At 56.1% G+C, this 17,159-nt stretch carries 13 protein-coding genes; 7 read left to right on the top strand and 6 right to left on the bottom strand.

Going from position 1 to position 17,159, the window contains the following annotated elements; all coding sequences use genetic code 11:
• The gene (locus RDV48_05900) at positions 1 to 3,963 is read right to left on the bottom strand and encodes a response regulator (protein ID MDQ7822309.1); all 3,963 of its coding nucleotides are present in this window, start codon (positions 3,961 to 3,963) and stop codon (positions 1 to 3) included.
• Positions 3,964 to 4,153: 190 nt separating this feature from the next.
• Positions 4,154 to 5,026, bottom strand: a complete 873-nt coding sequence (locus RDV48_05895) for an NlpC/P60 family protein (protein ID MDQ7822308.1) — start codon at positions 5,024 to 5,026, stop codon at positions 4,154 to 4,156.
• A 254-nt stretch (positions 5,027 to 5,280) separates the two neighbouring features.
• Between RDV48_05895 and RDV48_05890 the strand changes: the two genes are divergently transcribed.
• From RDV48_05890 to RDV48_05880, 3 genes are read left to right on the top strand one after another with little or no spacing between them, the layout of a single operon-like run.
• Positions 5,281 to 6,300, top strand: coding sequence for an alcohol dehydrogenase catalytic domain-containing protein (locus tag RDV48_05890; protein ID MDQ7822307.1), 1,020 nt, complete (start codon positions 5,281 to 5,283; stop codon positions 6,298 to 6,300).
• Positions 6,301 to 6,304: 4 nt separating this feature from the next.
• Positions 6,305 to 7,789 (top strand): FGGY-family carbohydrate kinase, encoded by a 1,485-nt coding sequence (locus RDV48_05885; protein MDQ7822306.1) that lies wholly within the window; start codon positions 6,305 to 6,307, stop codon positions 7,787 to 7,789.
• The gene (locus RDV48_05880) at positions 7,764 to 8,564 is read left to right on the top strand and encodes a 2-amino-3,7-dideoxy-D-threo-hept-6-ulosonate synthase (protein ID MDQ7822305.1); all 801 of its coding nucleotides are present in this window, start codon (positions 7,764 to 7,766) and stop codon (positions 8,562 to 8,564) included. The genes RDV48_05885 and RDV48_05880 overlap by 26 nt, the downstream gene beginning before the upstream one ends.
• Here RDV48_05880 and RDV48_05875 read toward each other — a convergent pair.
• On the bottom strand, positions 8,561 to 9,658 hold the full coding sequence (locus tag RDV48_05875; GenBank protein ID MDQ7822304.1) for a family 10 glycosylhydrolase: 1,098 nt from the start codon (positions 9,656 to 9,658) through the stop codon (positions 8,561 to 8,563). The two genes, RDV48_05880 and RDV48_05875, sit on opposite strands and share 4 nt — an antisense overlap.
• Positions 9,659 to 9,816: 158 nt before the next feature.
• Complete coding sequence (locus RDV48_05870; protein ID MDQ7822303.1) at positions 9,817 to 10,332, bottom strand: DUF1269 domain-containing protein; 516 nt, start codon at positions 10,330 to 10,332, stop codon at positions 9,817 to 9,819.
• Between the two features lie 276 nt (positions 10,333 to 10,608).
• On the opposite strand from RDV48_05870, the gene RDV48_05865 reads away from it, so the two are divergent.
• The 4 genes from RDV48_05865 (at position 10,609) to RDV48_05850 (ending at position 14,232) form a co-directional block, all read left to right on the top strand.
• Entirely contained in the window at positions 10,609 to 11,382 is a 774-nt protein-coding gene (locus tag RDV48_05865; protein MDQ7822302.1) for a DUF169 domain-containing protein, read from the top strand.
• The gene (locus RDV48_05860; GenBank protein MDQ7822301.1) at positions 11,379 to 12,380 is read left to right on the top strand and encodes an alcohol dehydrogenase catalytic domain-containing protein; all 1,002 of its coding nucleotides are present in this window, start codon (positions 11,379 to 11,381) and stop codon (positions 12,378 to 12,380) included. The genes RDV48_05865 and RDV48_05860 overlap by 4 nt, the downstream gene beginning before the upstream one ends.
• Positions 12,381 to 12,515: 135 nt before the next feature.
• Positions 12,516 to 13,265 carry a tyrosine-protein phosphatase gene (locus RDV48_05855; GenBank protein ID MDQ7822300.1) on the top strand — a complete coding sequence of 250 codons (750 nt, stop codon included), beginning with the start codon at positions 12,516 to 12,518 and terminating at the stop codon, positions 13,263 to 13,265.
• A gap of 148 nt (positions 13,266 to 13,413) precedes the next feature.
• Complete coding sequence (locus RDV48_05850; GenBank protein MDQ7822299.1) at positions 13,414 to 14,232, top strand: alpha/beta fold hydrolase; 819 nt, start codon at positions 13,414 to 13,416, stop codon at positions 14,230 to 14,232.
• A 9-nt stretch (positions 14,233 to 14,241) separates the two neighbouring features.
• On the opposite strand, the gene RDV48_05845 is transcribed toward RDV48_05850, so the two are convergent.
• Both RDV48_05845 and RDV48_05840 read right to left on the bottom strand, forming a co-directional pair.
• Complete coding sequence (locus RDV48_05845; protein MDQ7822298.1) at positions 14,242 to 15,453, bottom strand: AMP-binding protein; 1,212 nt, start codon at positions 15,451 to 15,453, stop codon at positions 14,242 to 14,244.
• A gap of 4 nt (positions 15,454 to 15,457) precedes the next feature.
• The gene (locus RDV48_05840) at positions 15,458 to 16,978 is read right to left on the bottom strand and encodes a PQQ-binding-like beta-propeller repeat protein (protein ID MDQ7822297.1); all 1,521 of its coding nucleotides are present in this window, start codon (positions 16,976 to 16,978) and stop codon (positions 15,458 to 15,460) included.
• Positions 16,979 to 17,159: the final 181 nt, after the last annotated feature.

The raw sequence follows: 17,159 nt of genomic DNA, 5'->3' as shown, positions 1-17,159 counted from the left end.
TCATACTCCTTTCTCGTTCAGCTCGCCAAGGAGCTTTTCCAGCAAGTCTTTAGCATCCTTGAATTTGTAGCTTCCCAGCATGCGCCCGAGCTGGGCAATGGTTCCGCTGTATTCGGCAGGCCAGCGGTAAGCCGATATTTTCTCCATGGCCTCCTTGCAGAGCTTGGGTTTCTGCTTCTGCACATGGGCCTGGAGCTCCAGCAGAAGCCCGCGGAGCTTCGCCCCGTCGCCCAGGGCGCTCCCTTTCTTCTCCTCTTTCTCTTCCTTCAGGGCAGGCCTGATTGTCTCTATCACCTCAATGAGGCGATCCTTGAGTTTCTCCAGGGCGCCGGGAAGCTTCTCTTTTTCATCATGGGCCAGGGCGCTCTCCACTGCCGCCGCGGCATCATATACTTCGGAAGCTCCTATGTTTCCCGAAGTTCCCTTGATGGTGTGGGCGATGCGCCGGGCAAGCACAAGGTCGTTTTTACCCAGTGCATCAAGAATCTCCTGGTGGCTTCCTGCCGCATCCCTCACAAATTTCCTCAGCAGATCAAGGTAAAGCTTCACGTTGCCGCCCACCCGGGCGATGCCAGCCTTGCATTCGATGCCTTTCAGCTCTGGCACTGTCAGCTCCTGCGCTGCCAGATCGGGCTTCTCCCCTTCCCCGCCCTGCCCGTGGAAGCTTTGAGGGGCTTGCCTTTCGCCGGGCTTTATCCAGCGCAGCAGGGCCGAGAAAAGCTCGTCAGGATCAATTGGCTTGGTGACATGATCGTTCATCCCTGCTTCAATGCTCCGCTCCCTGTCGCCTGCCATGGCGTTGGCCGTCATTGCTACAACGGGGATGTCAGTCCTCCCGCCCGCCCTGATCTGCCGCGTTGCCTCAAAGCCATCCATCTCAGGCATCTGAATGTCCATCAACACGATGTCGTAATCATCCTTTGCCACGGCCTCGACTCCCTTAAGGCCGTTGCCTGCGACAGTCACCACAAGCCCCGCCTTCTCCAGGAGCTCCGTGGCCACCTGTTGATTTATCTCGTTGTCTTCCACGAGGAGCACTTTCGCTCCCCTTATGGGCTTGAGGAACTCGCCGTCAAAGCCGCCCTTTCTGTCCTTCCTGGGTGCCCTGTGGACTTCCTGTCCCAGCACTCCCATGATGGTGTCGAAAAGGATGGAGCTGCTCACGGGCTTGATAAGGAAGCCGCTTATCCCCGCCTCCTCGGCCTCTTTCAGAACTTCTTCCCTCCCGTAGGCTGTCACCATGATAAAATGGGGAGGATGGGCTATTTTGCCGCTTTTCTTTGCCGCCTTGATGGTCTCTGTCCCCGTCATGCCGGGCATCTTCCAGTCTATGAGGACCACCTTGTAAGGCTTGCCGCCGTCATCCCTTTCAAGCTCCGCCAGGGCTTCCCTTCCCGATGCGACGGCCGTCACGTCAAAATCAATGGAGGTGAGGGCATTGACAAGGATCTCCCTGGCGATCCTGCTGTCGTCAGCAATGAGGACTCTTGTGCCCCTGAGGTCGGGGACAGGCAGCAGGCGCGGCACCCGCGGGGAGGTGGAGCGGCCGAAGACTATGGTGAAAAGGAATGTGCTCCCTTTCCCCGGCTCGCTCTCGACCCATATCTTCCCGCCCATCAGCTCCGCGAGCTTCTTGCAGATGGCAAGCCCCAGGCCAGTGCCACCGTACTTCCTCGTCGTCGAGCCGTCGGCCTGCGAGAAGGACTGGAAGAGCCGTCCAATCTGGTCCTTGGTGAGGCCTATGCCGGTATCGCGGACAGAGAACTGCAGGGTCACTTCCTTTTCATCGCTCTCGACGACCTCGGTGCCGATGACCACCTCGCCCTTCTCGGTGAATTTCAGGGCATTGTTGGTGAGGTTGATAAGGATCTGCCCCAGGCGGAGGGGGTCCCCCACGAGGGCGTCAGGCACGCCTGCTCCGCGGGTGAAGAGGAGCTCAAGCTCCTTCTCCTCGGCTTTCAGGGCCGTGAGGTTTGTCACCTTCTCGAAGACATCCTCAAGGTCGAACTCCACGGACTCGATGTCCAGTTTTCCCGCCTCTATCTTGGAGAAGTCCAGGATGTCATTGATGATGCCCAGCAGAGCAAGGGCCGACTGGTGGACCTTGGTCACGTAGTCATGCTGCTTCTTTGTGAGCTCCGTCTGGAGGGCCAGGTGGCTCATCCCTATAATGGCGTTCATGGGAGTGCGGATCTCGTGGCTCATCCTTGCAAGGAACTCGCTCTTTGCGCGGTTGGCATCGTCGGCGGCCTCCTTGGCCTTTATGATCTCCTGCTCGGCCTTCTTACGCTCCGTCACATCATTGAAAGTGATAACAGCCCCGACAATTTTGCCGGCAATATAGACGGGAACACTCGTATAATCGACAGGCACACTCGTCCCGTCCTTCCGCCACAGCACTTCATCAGTAATATGATTGCTGACTCCCCTGGTAAATGCCAGATACATCTGGCATTCCTCGACGGGGTACAGGCTTCCATCGGCACGGGAATGATGGATTTTGTCATGAAAATCATTTCCTATGAGCTCGTTGGCGGAATAGCCCAGTATTTTCTGAGCGGCAGGATTCACAAAGGTGACCTTGCCCCCGCCGTCCACACCGCAGATTCCCTCGCCTGCAGATTCCAGGAGCAGGCGGCTCCGCTCCTCGGCGATGGCGAGCGCCTTGGTTCTCTCAGCGACGCGCTCCTCGAGGGTGGTCACCTGGGAATGGATTTCCGCGCTCATTGCCCTGAAAGCCTTTGTCAATGCACCGATCTCGTCAGGGCTGTCGGCCGGAAGCGGTGCGTCCCACTTCCCCTGGCCAATCTGTCCTGCCGCTCCGGCAAGATCCGCGACGCGCTCAATGACGGTTCTCCTGAAGGCAAAGCGTACGATGAGGCCGATCACTATCGAGAAAAGGATCATCGCATAGAGGATTCTGTGCTTTATGATATTAAGCTCTTTCTTTGCCGTAGCGCCATCAGTGTAAATAATAAGACGCCAGCCGTCAGGTGATGGCTCGAGGGTCCTTCCGCATGCGAAATGCTCCCTCCCTTTATAGCGGAAAGTGATCATCTGGCCCTCAATTTTTTTTTCATTGAGGTACCTGTCAATCAAGGCCCTGAGATCCGGATCTTTGATATCCTCCTTATTAAGCTCGGCATTCATTGATTTTTCATTGTCAAGAAAGGAGCTTAAATAGTCCGGGTGGATCACAATGACTCCTTCCTTGTTGAATATGAAGGCCTTGATTCTTCCCTCGATACGATCCATTTCGGTGATCGTCCTGAAGATATCGTCAAGCACGTAGTCGCTCCCCGTGACGCCGGCAAAGTGCCCGTCAATATAGAGAGGCACTACGAGGCTTGTCATCCACTTTTTAAAGATCGAGTCATAGTAAACAGGGGTCCACACGGGATCATGGTCGGGGTTCTTTGCAGGGTCAGCACTGTGGTAAAAGATGTCTCTGTTGAAGTCATGGTCGGCTTCCACCGTGAGGGGCCATTCCTTAGGTGTCTCGTATATGAAATAACTTTTCAGTATCACGTAAAAGTTGAGAAACTCCATTTCCATGAATGGGTACACCGAGGGCCACATGGCCTGGAGGGCTCCGGCATATTTTTCCATCTCAGGGGTCATGGACGTCCTGTTTGACAGAAAGGCGCCGCCAAGCTCATCGGAAAAGCGGTAAGCCCCGTCGGCGCCTTTTTTGAAGGCTACTCTGCCTGCAGGGGCGGCAGGCCCCGTGAGGGACTGCATGACGGCGCGGTTTGCCCTCTCGGCGGTCTTTTCCTTTTCTTTGAAAATATCCTCGAAGAACAAGTCATAACGTTCGCTTGCTTTTATCAGGCGGTCTTCATAATCTTTCACTATGCGGCTCTCCTCCATGAAGCCGAACCAGAGCCCCGAGATAACGCCGACGGTAATGCATGTGGCAAGAACAAGAATGAGTATCTTGAAGTCCAGGCTGTTTACATTCATTCTGTGGCCTCTCCTGTGGGTATGTCGTAGCGTGCGCCGGTAATTAAATATTATACACAAAAGGGAGAGTGCCTTCTTTTTCCCGCCCGCCTGTGGCCGTTTCCTGCCGGACCCTTATGTGGAATCACATGAATAATAAAAGGGGCCTCTCGATCAAGAGGCCCCTTTGCGTACGCCCGGCATCTGCTCCCTATTGGAGCCTTCGTGCTCCGCTGTAGTGCTGCTGATAATAGCTGCTGTTCAGGTTGTCCACCTTGCATGGCGCATTGGCCGTGGGGCGGTGCACGAACTTGCCGTTGCCGATATAGATTCCCACGTGGGTGTAGTTGCCCGTGGTATACGTGTTCTTGAAATAGACGACGTCGCCTGGCTTGAGCTCATCCTTGTTGACGTGCTGGCCGTATTTCTGCAGTTGCTCACAGCTCACCTGGTGGTTGAAGCCCTTGGGCGCCACGCCTGACTGCTCGATCATGGTGCTCACGAAATCAGCGCAGCGCTTGGTCTGCCCAGGCTTGAAATTTTTGCCGTCCCACTGGGCGGCGTAATCTGCAAGCCTGTTGCCTGTCTGGCTGTTCCAGGGGAGGTTCTTGATGCCGCCGGTATCGCCGGCGCCGCCGGTCCAGCACCCGGAGCCCTGGCCGTTTCCGCCGAGCAGACTGCCGATGGTGTCAGGCCCGAACTGGCTCCCCTGCTGCATGAGAAGCATCATCAGGAGCATCTGCTGCATCTGCATCTGCTGGTACATCATCATGAACATCATCATTGAATACTGGTTCTGCTGCTGCATCTGGAGCATATTCATCATCATGGGGTCCATCCCCGCCTGGGACAGGAAGCCGAAAGAAGGCGGCATGGGAAAGCCGTAGCGGAGCTGCTCGATGGAGCCCAGGCAGTTGTTGTAAAACCCCGTAAGCCCCAGCATCTGCGGCGGCGTGGGGCACTGCACGGGCATGAAGGCATTGGCCTGGAGCATCATTTCCCGGTTGGCCATGCGGGAATGGATGGGACCCATGTCCATGCCGAATGATATGCCGAAGCCACCGTAAATCGGATTGAAGGTCATGAGCTTCCTCCCCCTTCTTTCTCCGGAGAGTTATTCAGTTAATACTGTCAACACTTTTTAAGGCTACTTTTATTATACCTGATCATGGTTCTTTTGGCAATATTTTTACGAAATATTACAAAAAATTTACAATCTTGCGGGCTGATGGCTGCCATGTTATAATATGAGAAACCCGTTCCTTTTCCCGACTCTCCCTTGCACCGGATCCATCGAAACTTTGTCTGAGCACAGAAGCCCTCTGAGAGGAGAAGCCTGTGAAAACCTGCAAAGCCGCTTCATTGACTGAGCCCGGCCATATCGAGATAATCGATAAGGAGCTCCCGTCGCTCCATGAGGGCGAGGTGCTGGTGAAGATCAAAGCCTGCGGTATCTGCACATTGGAAAAACGCCTATACACCGGAGCCCTCAAGATTCATTACCCCCTTATAGGAGGCCACGAAGCATCGGGTGTGGTAGAGGAATCCAGGAGCAGCACTCTGAAGCCGGGCGACAGGGTGGTCCTTGACCTCCTCCACAGGTGCGGGGAATGCCATTTCTGCCGCAGGGGCCACAGCAACCACTGTGTCAACCGCTTCAAAGGAAAGGCGGGAATTCTGGGAGGCTTTTCGGAATCTATCGTGCTCCCCTCCAAGGAGGTCTACCGTATTGAAGACGCCGTTCCCTTCGACGTGGCAACGCTCACTGAGCCTCTCTCTGACTGTATTCACAGCTGCATGCAGACCCACCTCTCGCCGGAGCATCGAGTGTGTATCGTTGGCGCCGGTACAATGGGACTTCTCCACCTCCTCATCCTGAAAAAATACGGCATCCACGTCATTGTAAGCGATATTGACGGGAAGAAGCTCAAAGCTGCAAAGGAATGCGGCGCCAATGCAGTCATTGATGCCGGGGTGGAGGATATGCCCGAAAAAATAAAGGAGCTTACCGAAGGAGCAGGGTGCAACGTGGTAATTGTCACCACCCCCGGCAGCAAGCCTCACCAGCAGGCCCTTGAGGCCGTTGCAGTGAGGGGATGCGTCTGTTTTTACGCAGCCAACTATCCTCCCATTGAGATCACCATCGATCCCAACATGATTCATTACAGGGAGATAACCATCACCGGGAGCGAGAGCAAGACAGAGAAAGACTTCTTCAAAGCCGTGAGCTTCCAGAATTCAGGGGCCTTCAGCATGAAGCCTCTCATATCGGCGAAGTTCAGGCTTCATGATATTGAGAAAGCCATTGCGGCATCGCTTGACCCTTCAATGTACCGAGTAATTGTGGAGATGGACTGATCCCATGGAATACCTTGCAGGCCTGGACCTTGGCACCACAGAAGTCAAAGGCGGGTTTTTCTCTCTGAGCGGCGACCTGCTTGCCTGCTCCATGGCTTCGTACGGCCTCTCCACAGAAGAGTGCCCCGGAGCGGCCACATCTGACCCGGGGGAATGGTGGCGCGCCTTTTGCAGAGTCCTCACCGTCTGCACTTCCAAGGCACCCCCGGGAATACTGAAGGGAATCGCCGTGGGAAGCCACGGGCCCTCCCTGGTGGCCCTCGACCGCAGGGGGAGACCTGTGCGGTCATCACTGATCTGGATGGACCGCCGCGCTGTCGAGGAAGCCCTTTATATTCAAGGGAAAACAGGCCGCAGGACCGATGCCGCCTGGTACATCCCCAAGGCACTCTGGCTGAAAAACAAGGAGCCCGATACCTTCAGGGAAATCCGCTGGCTCATGCAGCCCCTTGATTACCTCACCTACAGGCTCACAGGCACAATCAAGGCTTCGCTCTGCTCGGAACACCTCAGGCCCTGGGATGAAATTACCATAGAGGCTGCAGGGCTCGACAGGTCCCTGTTCCCACCCTATGCCCTGATGAGTGAGCTTCTGGGCCATGTGAGCGCCTCTGCATCAAGAGCTACAGGCCTTCCCGAGGGAACACCCGTCTTTTCAGGCACGGGAGGCGCTGATTTCGTGGAAGTGCTCCTTGGCGCCTCTACGCTTGAGGAGGGAGCCATCTGTGACAAGGGGGGGACCACTCAGGGAGTCAACCTGTGCTGGAGAGCTCCCATAAGAGGCCACGGCTTCTTCACCATACCCCATCCTCTTCTCCCCTCTTCCTTCCATATCGGCGCCATGCTCTCGACAACAGGGAAAGCACTCCAATGGTACAAGGACCTCTTTTACCACAGGAGGACTCCCTACGAGAAAGTCCTCCTGGAAGCGGAAAAGTCGCCTCCCGGGGCAAAGGGTCTCTTTTTCCTCCCCTACCTTGCCGGCGCGAGGGCACCCTGGTGGGACCCCCATGCAAGGGGCGTATTTTTCGGTCTCTCGCTGGCCCACCGCAGGGAAGATCTCGCGAGAGCCATCATTGAGGGAGTAGCCTATGAAATAGCAAGCATCACGAAGCTTTTCAAAGGCGAAGGGGCATCACTCGGGGCTGTCACCACCTCCGGGGGCCAGGCACGGAGTTCTTTCTGGAGCCAGATCAAGGCCGACGTCACCGGCCTTCCCGTGAAAGTCCCCCGCATAGTGAACGGGGAAACCCTGGGTATGGCTCTTATCGCCGGGAAAGGGGCCGGCCTGTATCAAAGCCTCATCGAGGCTTCAAGGAGACTCGTCAGGATTGCCGAGGTATTTGAGCCCCGTGAAGGGCTCCATCAGTTTTATCACGAGAAGGTGGCGCTCTTTGAGAAGCTTTACCCCTCGCTCAGGGAGAGCTTTCTTGAGCTGCCGGCGACGGAGAAAGGAGACTGCGGTGACAGGAAAGACACTGAGGCTTAAGAACATTTTCAGGGAGGACGGGAGGGCCCTCATCATAGCCCTCGACCACGCGGCTATCGCGGGAGCAATGGAAGGACTTGCTGACCCTTCGCGGATTGTCGGCGAGGTGACGAAAGCCGGCGCCGACGCCATCCTTGTCACGAAGGGAATGCTCGGGAAGGCCAGGGATTCCGTCGCCAGGGGCGCGGGGGTGATACTTCGCATCTCGGGAGGCTTTACGCTTCTCTCCAACCCGGATTCCTTTGAAGACCGAGTCATCTCGAACGTCGAAACAGCCCTGAAATGGGGCGCAGATGCGGTGGCCATGACTATTAAATTCGGCCATCCCAGGGAAGGGGAGTTTATCGAGGAGGCCTCGAAAATTGCCGATCTCTGCGATTCCTGGGGCATGCCTCTTCTGGTGGAGGTGATGCCCAAGGGCGAGCGGGCTAAGAAAATGGGCAAGGGCGAAGCCTTCTCCGTCTCCTGCCGCTCGGCATTCGAGCTTGGAGCTGATTTCATCAAGACGGCCTACCCGGGAGCCGCTGAAGAATTCAGGAAGATGGCGAAGGAGTGCCCCGCCCCTATTGTGATCCTTGGCGGTGAAAAGGTGGAGAGCCACTATGAGCTCTTCAGGATGGTAAAAGAGTCCCTGGATGCCGGGGGTGCGGGAGTCGCCATGGGCAGAAATGTCTGGGGATACGATTCACCCTCAAGGATGGTTCGTGCGCTGACCCTGCTCATCCATAAGAACGCCACGGTGGAAAAGGCATCCAACGCCCTTTATGAGGATTAGCACTCCCTGAGTATCTTCACGATCTCTTCATTGATGAAGCGCACCTCGAAGATCACTATCCCGCGGGCACCGGCGCGGTAAACCGAGGTGAGCTCCCTTCTGAAGCGCTCCGCATTCTTCGTGCTCCCCATCTTTTCCTCGGCAAGGAGGAGGCCGGGCGTCACGACGCTGTCCCTGAGCCTCCTTTTCACCGCCAGGTGCTTTCTCCCCGCGAGCTCGGGGGGTAGGAGCTCCGATATGTAAATCATGGGAATGAACTCATCGACAAAGCCTGCAATATCCTCGTAGCGAAGGTCGATCCCGTATTCGGTGAAGCCTCCCCTGGGGCCGATGATAGGTGCTGTTGCTGAGATTTTAAGGGAAGGGGCCCCTTTCGATATTTTCCTGGCCAGGGTTTCGAAGAATGCCGCAGTCTTGCAGGATCGCCAGTTTCTCCAGTCAGGGTCTTCCGGCGAGAGATCCCTGGCATCCTTGCCGGACTCCCGCAGGAAGTCCTTGATACAGTAGCGGCAGTAACAGGCAGTGCATTCATAATCGACATGGACCTCATCGACTCCTGCCTCCCTCGCTTTCTCTACGAGCTGGTCTGCCACATACTGCTGGTTTATCGGGTTGTTCGGGCACACCTCGAATCGGTAATAGGGGTGCAGGGGAACCGTGCCATCACGGAGCTTTTTCCTTAATTGAGGGTTGCGCTCCCAGTAGTGCTTGAGGTAGGCCTCCTTGAAGACAAGGTCACCCATGCTCACCTTGATGCCCCTGGTCCGGCATTTCGCGGCACAAGACCTGAGTATGGGGAAATAGCCGCGGTCATCGACGGCAGAGTTGAGGAATATGATCCTGGTGAAGCCGCAGCCGTCAATGACCTCGAACATTCTGGCATCAATCTCCTTTATCTGGTTCCCCACCTGTATCCAGACGGACTTCTCCTGGAATTTCACAGGCTCAAGAGCCATCCTGTATGCCATCACGAGAGGAACAAGACATGCAGAGAGAAACAGGACGGTGCAGAGCGTCAGGGGAAGGAATTTCCCGGGAGCGATCCTGCATGCGTGATGCAGCATCATGAGAAAAGTGCGCGAAGGATTGTTCATTCCACGTAACCAGGCCTGCCTCTGGATAGGATTAGATGCGACAATCAGGCATTCCTGATACAATAGCACATTTTTTTGTTTTCTGCAAGAGATGTGAAAAAAGCAAAAAGCCGGGATGGGCTTCATCCCGGCTATACAGTCACACGGAAGAACCTTTTCTATGCCTGTGCAGGCGCCTGTGCAGGCTCAGGCTTCGCCTTGAGGGCCTCCTGAAGCTTGGCCTCATCTTCCTTGGAAAGCGATGACCTGATGATTTTTCCGTCGAATTTCTGGAGCTCGGGGAGCACCTTGTCGGGCGTTGATTTCCTCACGAGGAGGAAAATCGCCGAGGTGCCCGGCTCGATGGTTTTGCCGATTTGCTTGATGAAATTATCATCTATCCCGTAGTCCGATACCGAACCCGAGAGCGCCCCGGCCGCCGCGCCCGCGAGGAAGCCCAGCAGGGGGTGAAGAAACAACAACCCGAGCAGAAGGCCCCAGAAGCCGCCTCCCGCCGCATCGGCGCCAGTCATGTCAAAGGCCTGCTTGAGCCGCACCTTTCCTTTTTTATCGCGGACCACTATGCATGCGTCATCAAGATCCACGAGATACTCCTTCTCCATCTTCATCAGGGCATGCATTACTTCGTCGGCTTTATACTGGTCATTAAAGGCCAGGACTATCAAATCGCTCATTTTCTTTCCTCCTTTATGGTGTTGTGCCTTGATTCGCTTGGTTCCTCCCTCTTTTCGCCATCATACCCTCCATGGTTTTCTGTTTCAGGCAATGGCTCTCCTTCCTGTTCACGGAGATTATCGAGAACCTCACCTTGCCGGCAGCAGGTACCTGTTGCCGGCTCTCAATGGTATCATCATTTTCATCGCGCTTTTTCTATTTTCTGACAGGTATTCCCCCTCTTACAGGGAAGACATGGCAAGAATAGATATATTCTCCATTAAAGGGAGGTAAAGATGAACAAGGAGCTCCATGAAAAGTTTGTTTCCCTCTGGGACCGTTATTTTCACGGGGCTGAGCTCCCCATAGCCTTTTTTTACACCGACAACCCCAAAAAAGGCGAGCTTGCAAGGAGTGCCAAAGGCCACCGCTGCATGATTGGAGACCTGGCACTCGTGAGAAAAGGAAAGTCGCTTCTTTTCAATGCCGACAACCTCACATGCCCCGGAGGGAAGCGCTACCTGGGCTATTCCCAGGTCCTGGCGCCGAAATTCGAGTATTTTCTCTCCTGTGGTATCCCCGGTGAGCTTGAAGGGGAGCGGTACAAGAAGAGCCCCGAGATAGTGAAGGAATTCATCAAGCATGTGCCTACCTTTGAGGCGCCCGGAAAATACATCGCCTTCGTACGGTGGGACCATCTGGCCGATGAAGACGAGCCTGAGGCGGTGATATTCTTCGCGGGGCCCGACGTGCTCTCGGGGCTTTTCACCCTGGCGAACTTTGACGCGGCGTCGCTGGAAGGCCATGTCGGCACGCCCTTCGGATCGGGCTGCATGAGCATCGTGCATTATCCCCTGCTTGAAAAGAAGAAAGATGAGCCCCGGGCCATACTGGGCATGTTTGATCCCTCGGCAAGGCCTTCGGTGCCCGACTGGAGCATCACCTTCACGGTGCCCCCGAAAAGGTTCCGCACCATGGTGCTCAATATGGAGGAGAGCTTCCTCACCACTCCCTCCTGGAATCTGGTATCCCGGCGCATAGAGAAAAGAAGCGAAGGAGGTTCACTATGAGAGCAATCCAGGTAAGCGGTCCCAGCGCAGACTTTGAGCTTGTCCACAGGGAGATCCCGGAGCCGGGCGATTACGAGGTACTTATCAAGGTCGAGGCATGCGGTGTCTGCCATGGTGACCTCATCCCCATTGAAGGCCACTTCCCCGGCCTCACGTACCCAAGGGTGCCGGGCCACGAGGTGATCGGGATTGTGGAAAAAACGGGCCTCAGGGTCTCAAGCTGGATGCCCGGCCAGAGGGTTGGCGTCGGCTGGCACGGCGGCCACTGCTTTTACTGCAGCGCCTGCCGGAGCGGTGATTTCGGCGCCTGCGAGAATGCCAAGGTGACAGGCCTCTCCATGGACGGAGGCTATGCGGAGTATATGATCGCGCGCCCCGAAGTCCTTATCAGCATACCGGAAGAGCTTGATCCCATAGCGGGTGCGCCCCTTCTCTGCGCCGGCCGTACCGTGTTCGGCGCCCTGAAGGAGAGCAGGGCAAAAGGCGGCGACCTGGTGGCAATCCACGGGCTTGGGGGACTGGGCCATCTCGCCCTGCAGTACGCCGCGAAATTCGGCTTCAGGCCTGTGGTCCTCTCCCGCGGCAAAGAGAAGGAGGAACTGGCCCTCAAGCTGGGAGCCCATTGCTACATAGACACCACGGCTGCCGACGGTGCGAAGGAGCTCAATAAAATGGGAGGCGCCGCGGTGCTTCTCTGCACGGCCCCTGACAGTAAAGCCATATCGTCCCTCATAGGAGGCCTCGCCCGCCGCGGGCAGGCTGTCATTGTCGCCGGCGTCAGTGAAATGATCGAGGTCTCCCCTCTCCAACTGCTGATGGGCGAGCGCTCCATCAGGGGCTTTGCCGGAGGCAGCCTCGAGGAGACCATAGATTTCAGCCTCCGCTTCAAGATCATGCCCATGGTGGAGATCTTCTCCCTGGAAGAGGCCCCCGCGGCCTTTGGGAAAATGATCTCCTCAAAGGTCCATTTCAGGGCCGTGCTGAAAATGGGGGCCTGAGGAGGAAGCTGGATAAAAGTTTAACATCTTTTTAAAGGAGTTTACTTATTTTTTACACTGAAAAAGCTTGATTAGGAGCATCTCTTTCCTGATATACAAGGTAAGACCCGTCAGGAACAGAGGGGGTGCCCTTCAATGATCGAAAGCCTTGGCATCGGCTCAGAAAAAATAGACACACCGTGGACTCATTACCCTCCAGGCCTCCTGGAGCAAGAAGGGCAGCCGGGGCAGGAATCCTTCAATGAGCCTCTTGACAGCGTGTCTTTTTCCGATACGCTCCTCAAGGAGCGGGCCGCCTCTCCCGGGGAGACTCTCCATCCCGCACGCCAGTTCCCCACCGGGGCGCCCGAGGCGGGACTTGAGACCTCTTCTCCCGCAGGTGAAGAGCCGGCAAAGCCCATAAGCCTCCCGGGCCTTCCAAACGCGGGAAAGCTCTCCGAGGGACTCTACCGCGGCGCCCAGCCCACGAAAGAAGGCTATAAGACCCTCAAGGACATGGGGGTAAAGACTGTCATCAACTTCAGGACCACTGCCGGGGAGAGGGAAAAGGAGGCCAAGGAGCTGAAAAAGCTGGGGATAGGGTATGTGGAGCTTCCCATTGAGCCAGGAAAGCGTCCCACTGAAGAGCAGATGGTGCAGTTCCTCAGGACAGTGAAAGACGGCCAGAATCAGCCCGTCTACATGCACTGCAAGGAAGGCAAGGACAGGACTGGTGTCATGGCGGCTGTTTACCGGAGAGTCGAAGAGGGATGGTCAGCGGACGGCGCAAAGAAAGAGATGGACAACTTCGGCTACCACTGGTTCCCTTATGATCTTATAGGCAAGTATAAGGATCTTGTCACCCATCTCGACGTGGAGAAGCTGAAAGAAGCTGCGGGCAACTGAGAAACGGCGCAAAGATCTCACAATTACCGACAAGTAAATTGTCTTGTTTCCTCTATCGACGTGGAGAAGCTGAAAGAAGCTGCAGGCAACTGAGAAGCGAGAGGAAAAAGGGGAAGGGCGGAGAAAACCTCCCTGAAAGGGGTTTTCAATGCCGATTCTTGCCGTAAGCGACACCCTTGGTATCTACTATGAAACCCATGGCGCCGGCACTCCCCTCGTGTTTATAAACGGCCTCACCTCGAGCCTGGAGTGCTGGAGCAATCAGGTCACCGTCTTCAGCGCCCGGTACCGGGTCATTGTCTATGACTGCCGCGGCCAGGGCAGGTCGGGCAAGCCTTCTGAAGGCTACACGGGCTATGAGCACATGACGGACCTCATGGCCATTCTGGATCACCTCTCCATAGATAAAGCCCACCTGGTGGGACACTCCTTTGGGGGGTATATTGCCCTCTACCTGGCAGCCCACTTTCCCGGGCGTGTCCGGTCCCTCGTGGTCTCCGACACAACGACGGAAGCCCATCCTCTCCTGGAGAAAACCATGCTGAGCTGGATAGAGGCCCAGGATAAGGGCGATCTTGACCTGCGTTTTGACGTGGCCCTCCCATGGCTTTATTCCAACAGTTTCATAAAGCACCATGACAGAAAGATAAATATTTTCAAGAAAGTTTTCAGGAGAAACGACAGGGAGGCCCTCAAGAGCAACACCATAGAAAGTCTCAAGTACAATGCCACGGTGAACCTTCAGGAGGTGAAGTCACCCCTTCTGCTCATCGTGGGCGAAGAGGACCTCCTCACGCCGCCGCGCTACGCCCAGAGGATCCACCATGCGGTACAGGGCTCGAAGCTCAAGGTCATTGAGGACTGCGGCCACGTGCCGCCCATCGAAAAGCCGCTGCAGTTCAACGAAGCCCTCCTCTCGTTCCTGAGTCTTCATGACCCTCCCTTGACCGACGACCTTGCACGCTGACACCCTGCCTTATCGGATGGGCGGGCGGAGGGTGAGATAAAAATAACCGCCGCGGCATGCCGCTTTTATGCCCGTCCTGAGCCACCACTTCACAAAGGCCTTCCGGGTTGCCGTGGCCCTGTTCCAATAGCCTGAGAAGAGGTGGTGGCCCCTCAGAAAAAGCTCACCCTCCTCGCCTGCTTCGAGGGCTTTTGCCTCTTCGTCGCCCACTATGGCCTCGACATGGAAGAGAGGTCGTCCCACTGAGCCCGGGTGCCTCTCATGCTCGGAGGCCGTGACAAAAAAGTTCCCCGGGCCAGCCTGGGCGCTCACGAAGCCCGGCGCGACAAAGAGCCCATGGGTGAGGTGGCTCGTGAAAGCCTTGTCATCGAGGGGCCCGTCGGAGGAAAGGAGATGTCTCAGCGGCGAAGCTGCCAGCAATTTCGCGCTCCTGGAAGGGTCGCTCCACTGGGAGGCTCTCATGGCCAGGAGGGAAATGCCGTAGAGCCCGCAGAGGCTCTCGAGAGGCCTTGCTGTGCCTTGGCCGCCTGGAAGCACCGTGGCCCCCCCCGCAAGGAAAAGGGGAAGGGCATGAAGCAGGGCGCCGTCTTTCTCCCCGAAAGGAAGTGCGAGGACTGTCCGGTCTCTGGGAGAGAGGCCGCAGGTAATAATGGTATTTATGGCGTTCCAGGCCACCATCCCCTGCGGAACGATTGAGCCGATCCAGCCCAGGTCTTCTCTTTTTTCATAGACAAGCATGAGGGGATCCTCAAGCAGGAGCTCCACCTCTGCCGGTGAATCGCTTACCCTGCTTCTCTCTATTGCCGGTTCATCAAATTCCCCTTCCCCGCTGAGGATAAAGCAATGGCGGAGCGCCTGCAGCGCGGAAAAACTCTCCACGAGGGCGCGTTTATTCCAGGAGAGGAAGATGACCTCAGGGTCCGCATCGGCAAGCAGGCCAGGAAATGTCTCTTCATCAAGCGAAGCATCGAGGGGCACAAGCACGGCGCCTATTTTCGCCGCGGCAAAAAAGAGCTCGAAATGAAAGGGCAGATTCTCCGAGATTATGGCGATCCGCTTCCCTTTCAGGATTTTCAGATTCCTGAAGAGAAATGAGGAGAGCCTTTTCACCTTCCGGGAGAAGTCCCTGAAGGACATGGCGGCTCCCATCGGGGAATCGATGAGGCAGGGAGAGTCAGGAGTGAAACGCTCCCTCTCGGCAGGCCAGTCTCCTACGAACATGGGCTCATTTCTTCGGTATCTTGACGTTCCCTATATAGACCCAGTCGTCTTCCTCGACAATGGTATCGACGGGCTTCTGGGATTCGCCTGCGTCGCCGGCTTCCTGCAGCTCCTCGAGGTATTTCTTTACCTCCTCGTCCTTGTCGAATTTCACGTGGAAGCGGGAGCACATGTCCTGGAACACGACGGTGCCGTCATCGAGGACTTCCTTCATGTCCATGTTCCCGGCAAGCTCCATGGGAAAGTAAAAGCGCGTGTCATTCTGCACGTCGCAGAATATTATGGTGTCATCGTCAGCACGCCTTATATAAAGGTGGCCCCTGCTGTCCGGGCAGAACTCCGAAAAGCCGCCGGGCACGTTGATCTCCTTTGACCTGTTCCCCCGGGCGTCAATCACCTGGATGGAGTCTTTTCCCTCAAGGGCGTAGAAGACCGAGCCGTCATGAGCCACTTTGTAAAACTCATCGAGTGCCATTCCCCCGGGCCTGTGATCTTCAATGGTCTCTTTCCAGATGAGCTTCCCCTGGGGGTCAATGGCGTAGAGCGCATTGTCGAACCTTCCCTCGACGTAGATCCTGCCGTCAGGTCCCCAGTGAGGCATCTTGAGGCCCCGCTCGGAGTCGAGCGAAAGCTCCCACTTCTGCCCCGTAGTGGTGTCGATGCCGTAGAACTCGCCTTTCTCGCCGCCGTAAAAGATGTGCCCTTTGCCGTCATTTATGGGGAATGTGCCAATGTCGGGGAGATCGATCTCCTCTTTTTTCCCCTTGGAGTTGACGGCATAAAAGCTGTCGTAGCCAAAATTGTTGGAAAAGTTGTCGCAGGCGAAGATGCTGGTACCTCCCGGTGTCATCTCATGGAAATAATCATCGGAGTGGATTCCTATTTCATGCTTCCACTTCATCTTGCCCTTGCTGTCTATGGCATGGAGCTCTTTCTCAATCTTGGCGTAGATGGTGCCGTCGGGGCCGATCTGGATGGACGAGCACTTGCTGTCGGTCTTGGGCTGGTATTTCCATTTCTCGGTGCCGTCAGGGTTCAGGGCTACAACGTAAGGCCTGTCCCAGCGCTCTTCGCCGTTGCATGCGAGATAGCTCGAGCCGTCGGGAAGAAAGATGTGGCTACTTATGGAGTACTTGTTGTCGGTCTTGTAGGTCCAGAGCTCTTTCCCTGAGGGGTCAAAGGCGGCGGTGTAGGACCGCGGCGTGTCGCGGTTCTCCGTGTCGAAGCTTTCGCAGCATATATAGCTGTTGCCGTTGGGCGTCGTAAATACGGCGTCGATGGAGTGCTTGTCCTGGGCCTCGAATTTCCAGTGGGCGGCCTTTTCGAGGGGCACAGGCTCTTTGGAGGGCTTGGAGAGGATTGCGCCGGCCGCTCCCGCCGTAATGTTCTTCATATTTTTCTGAGGCGCCGCCCCATGGGAAAATGAGTCCCGGGGAGCTTTCACTTCTTCGCCGGTCATATCAGGGGCTCCAGCGGGCCTGTTAAGATGAACCGGGGGCGCCGTTATGTCATTTCTTATCTCCATTCCTTTCCTCCTGTCCTGGAATACCTGGGAGCACTTGCAGCGGCAAGCACATGGATTATCTTTTCTCTCCGTATTGTAGCATATTTCCCTTTCTTGATCCAGAGGTTCGTACTGCTGTACCTGCCCCTTGCCCCCCCGCTTTTTCCTGTTGCCGGCCCCGAGTTTCATCATGGCTGCCATT

This window comes from Candidatus Eremiobacterota bacterium (genome assembly GCA_031082125.1).
In the GTDB taxonomy this organism is placed as follows: Bacteria; Vulcanimicrobiota; CADAWZ01; order CADAWZ01; family Ess09-12; genus Ess09-12.
The sequence above is the reverse complement of the archived record's forward strand: the minus strand, read 5'-3'. Positions and strand labels throughout refer to the sequence as shown.

What these genes read in the sequence shown, in the direction of transcription:
- RDV48_05900 (MDQ7822309.1), bottom strand. Translation starts at nt 3,963, where the DNA reads ATGAATGTAAACAGCCTGGACTTCAAGATACTCATTCTTGTTCTTGCC.
- RDV48_05895 (MDQ7822308.1), bottom strand. Translation starts at nt 5,026, where the DNA reads ATGACCTTCAATCCGATTTACGGTGGCTTCGGCATATCATTCGGCATG.
- RDV48_05885 (MDQ7822306.1), top strand. Translation starts at nt 6,305, where the DNA reads ATGGAATACCTTGCAGGCCTGGACCTTGGCACCACAGAAGTCAAAGGC.
- RDV48_05875 (MDQ7822304.1), bottom strand. Translation starts at nt 9,658, where the DNA reads ATGAACAATCCTTCGCGCACTTTTCTCATGATGCTGCATCACGCATGC.
- RDV48_05870 (MDQ7822303.1), bottom strand. Translation starts at nt 10,332, where the DNA reads ATGAGCGATTTGATAGTCCTGGCCTTTAATGACCAGTATAAAGCCGAC.
- RDV48_05865 (MDQ7822302.1), top strand. Translation starts at nt 10,609, where the DNA reads ATGAACAAGGAGCTCCATGAAAAGTTTGTTTCCCTCTGGGACCGTTAT.
- RDV48_05860 (MDQ7822301.1), top strand. Translation starts at nt 11,379, where the DNA reads ATGAGAGCAATCCAGGTAAGCGGTCCCAGCGCAGACTTTGAGCTTGTC.
- RDV48_05855 (MDQ7822300.1), top strand. Translation starts at nt 12,516, where the DNA reads ATGATCGAAAGCCTTGGCATCGGCTCAGAAAAAATAGACACACCGTGG.
- RDV48_05850 (MDQ7822299.1), top strand. Translation starts at nt 13,414, where the DNA reads ATGCCGATTCTTGCCGTAAGCGACACCCTTGGTATCTACTATGAAACC.
- RDV48_05845 (MDQ7822298.1), bottom strand. Translation starts at nt 15,453, where the DNA reads ATGTTCGTAGGAGACTGGCCTGCCGAGAGGGAGCGTTTCACTCCTGAC.
- RDV48_05840 (MDQ7822297.1), bottom strand. Translation starts at nt 16,978, where the DNA reads ATGGAGATAAGAAATGACATAACGGCGCCCCCGGTTCATCTTAACAGG.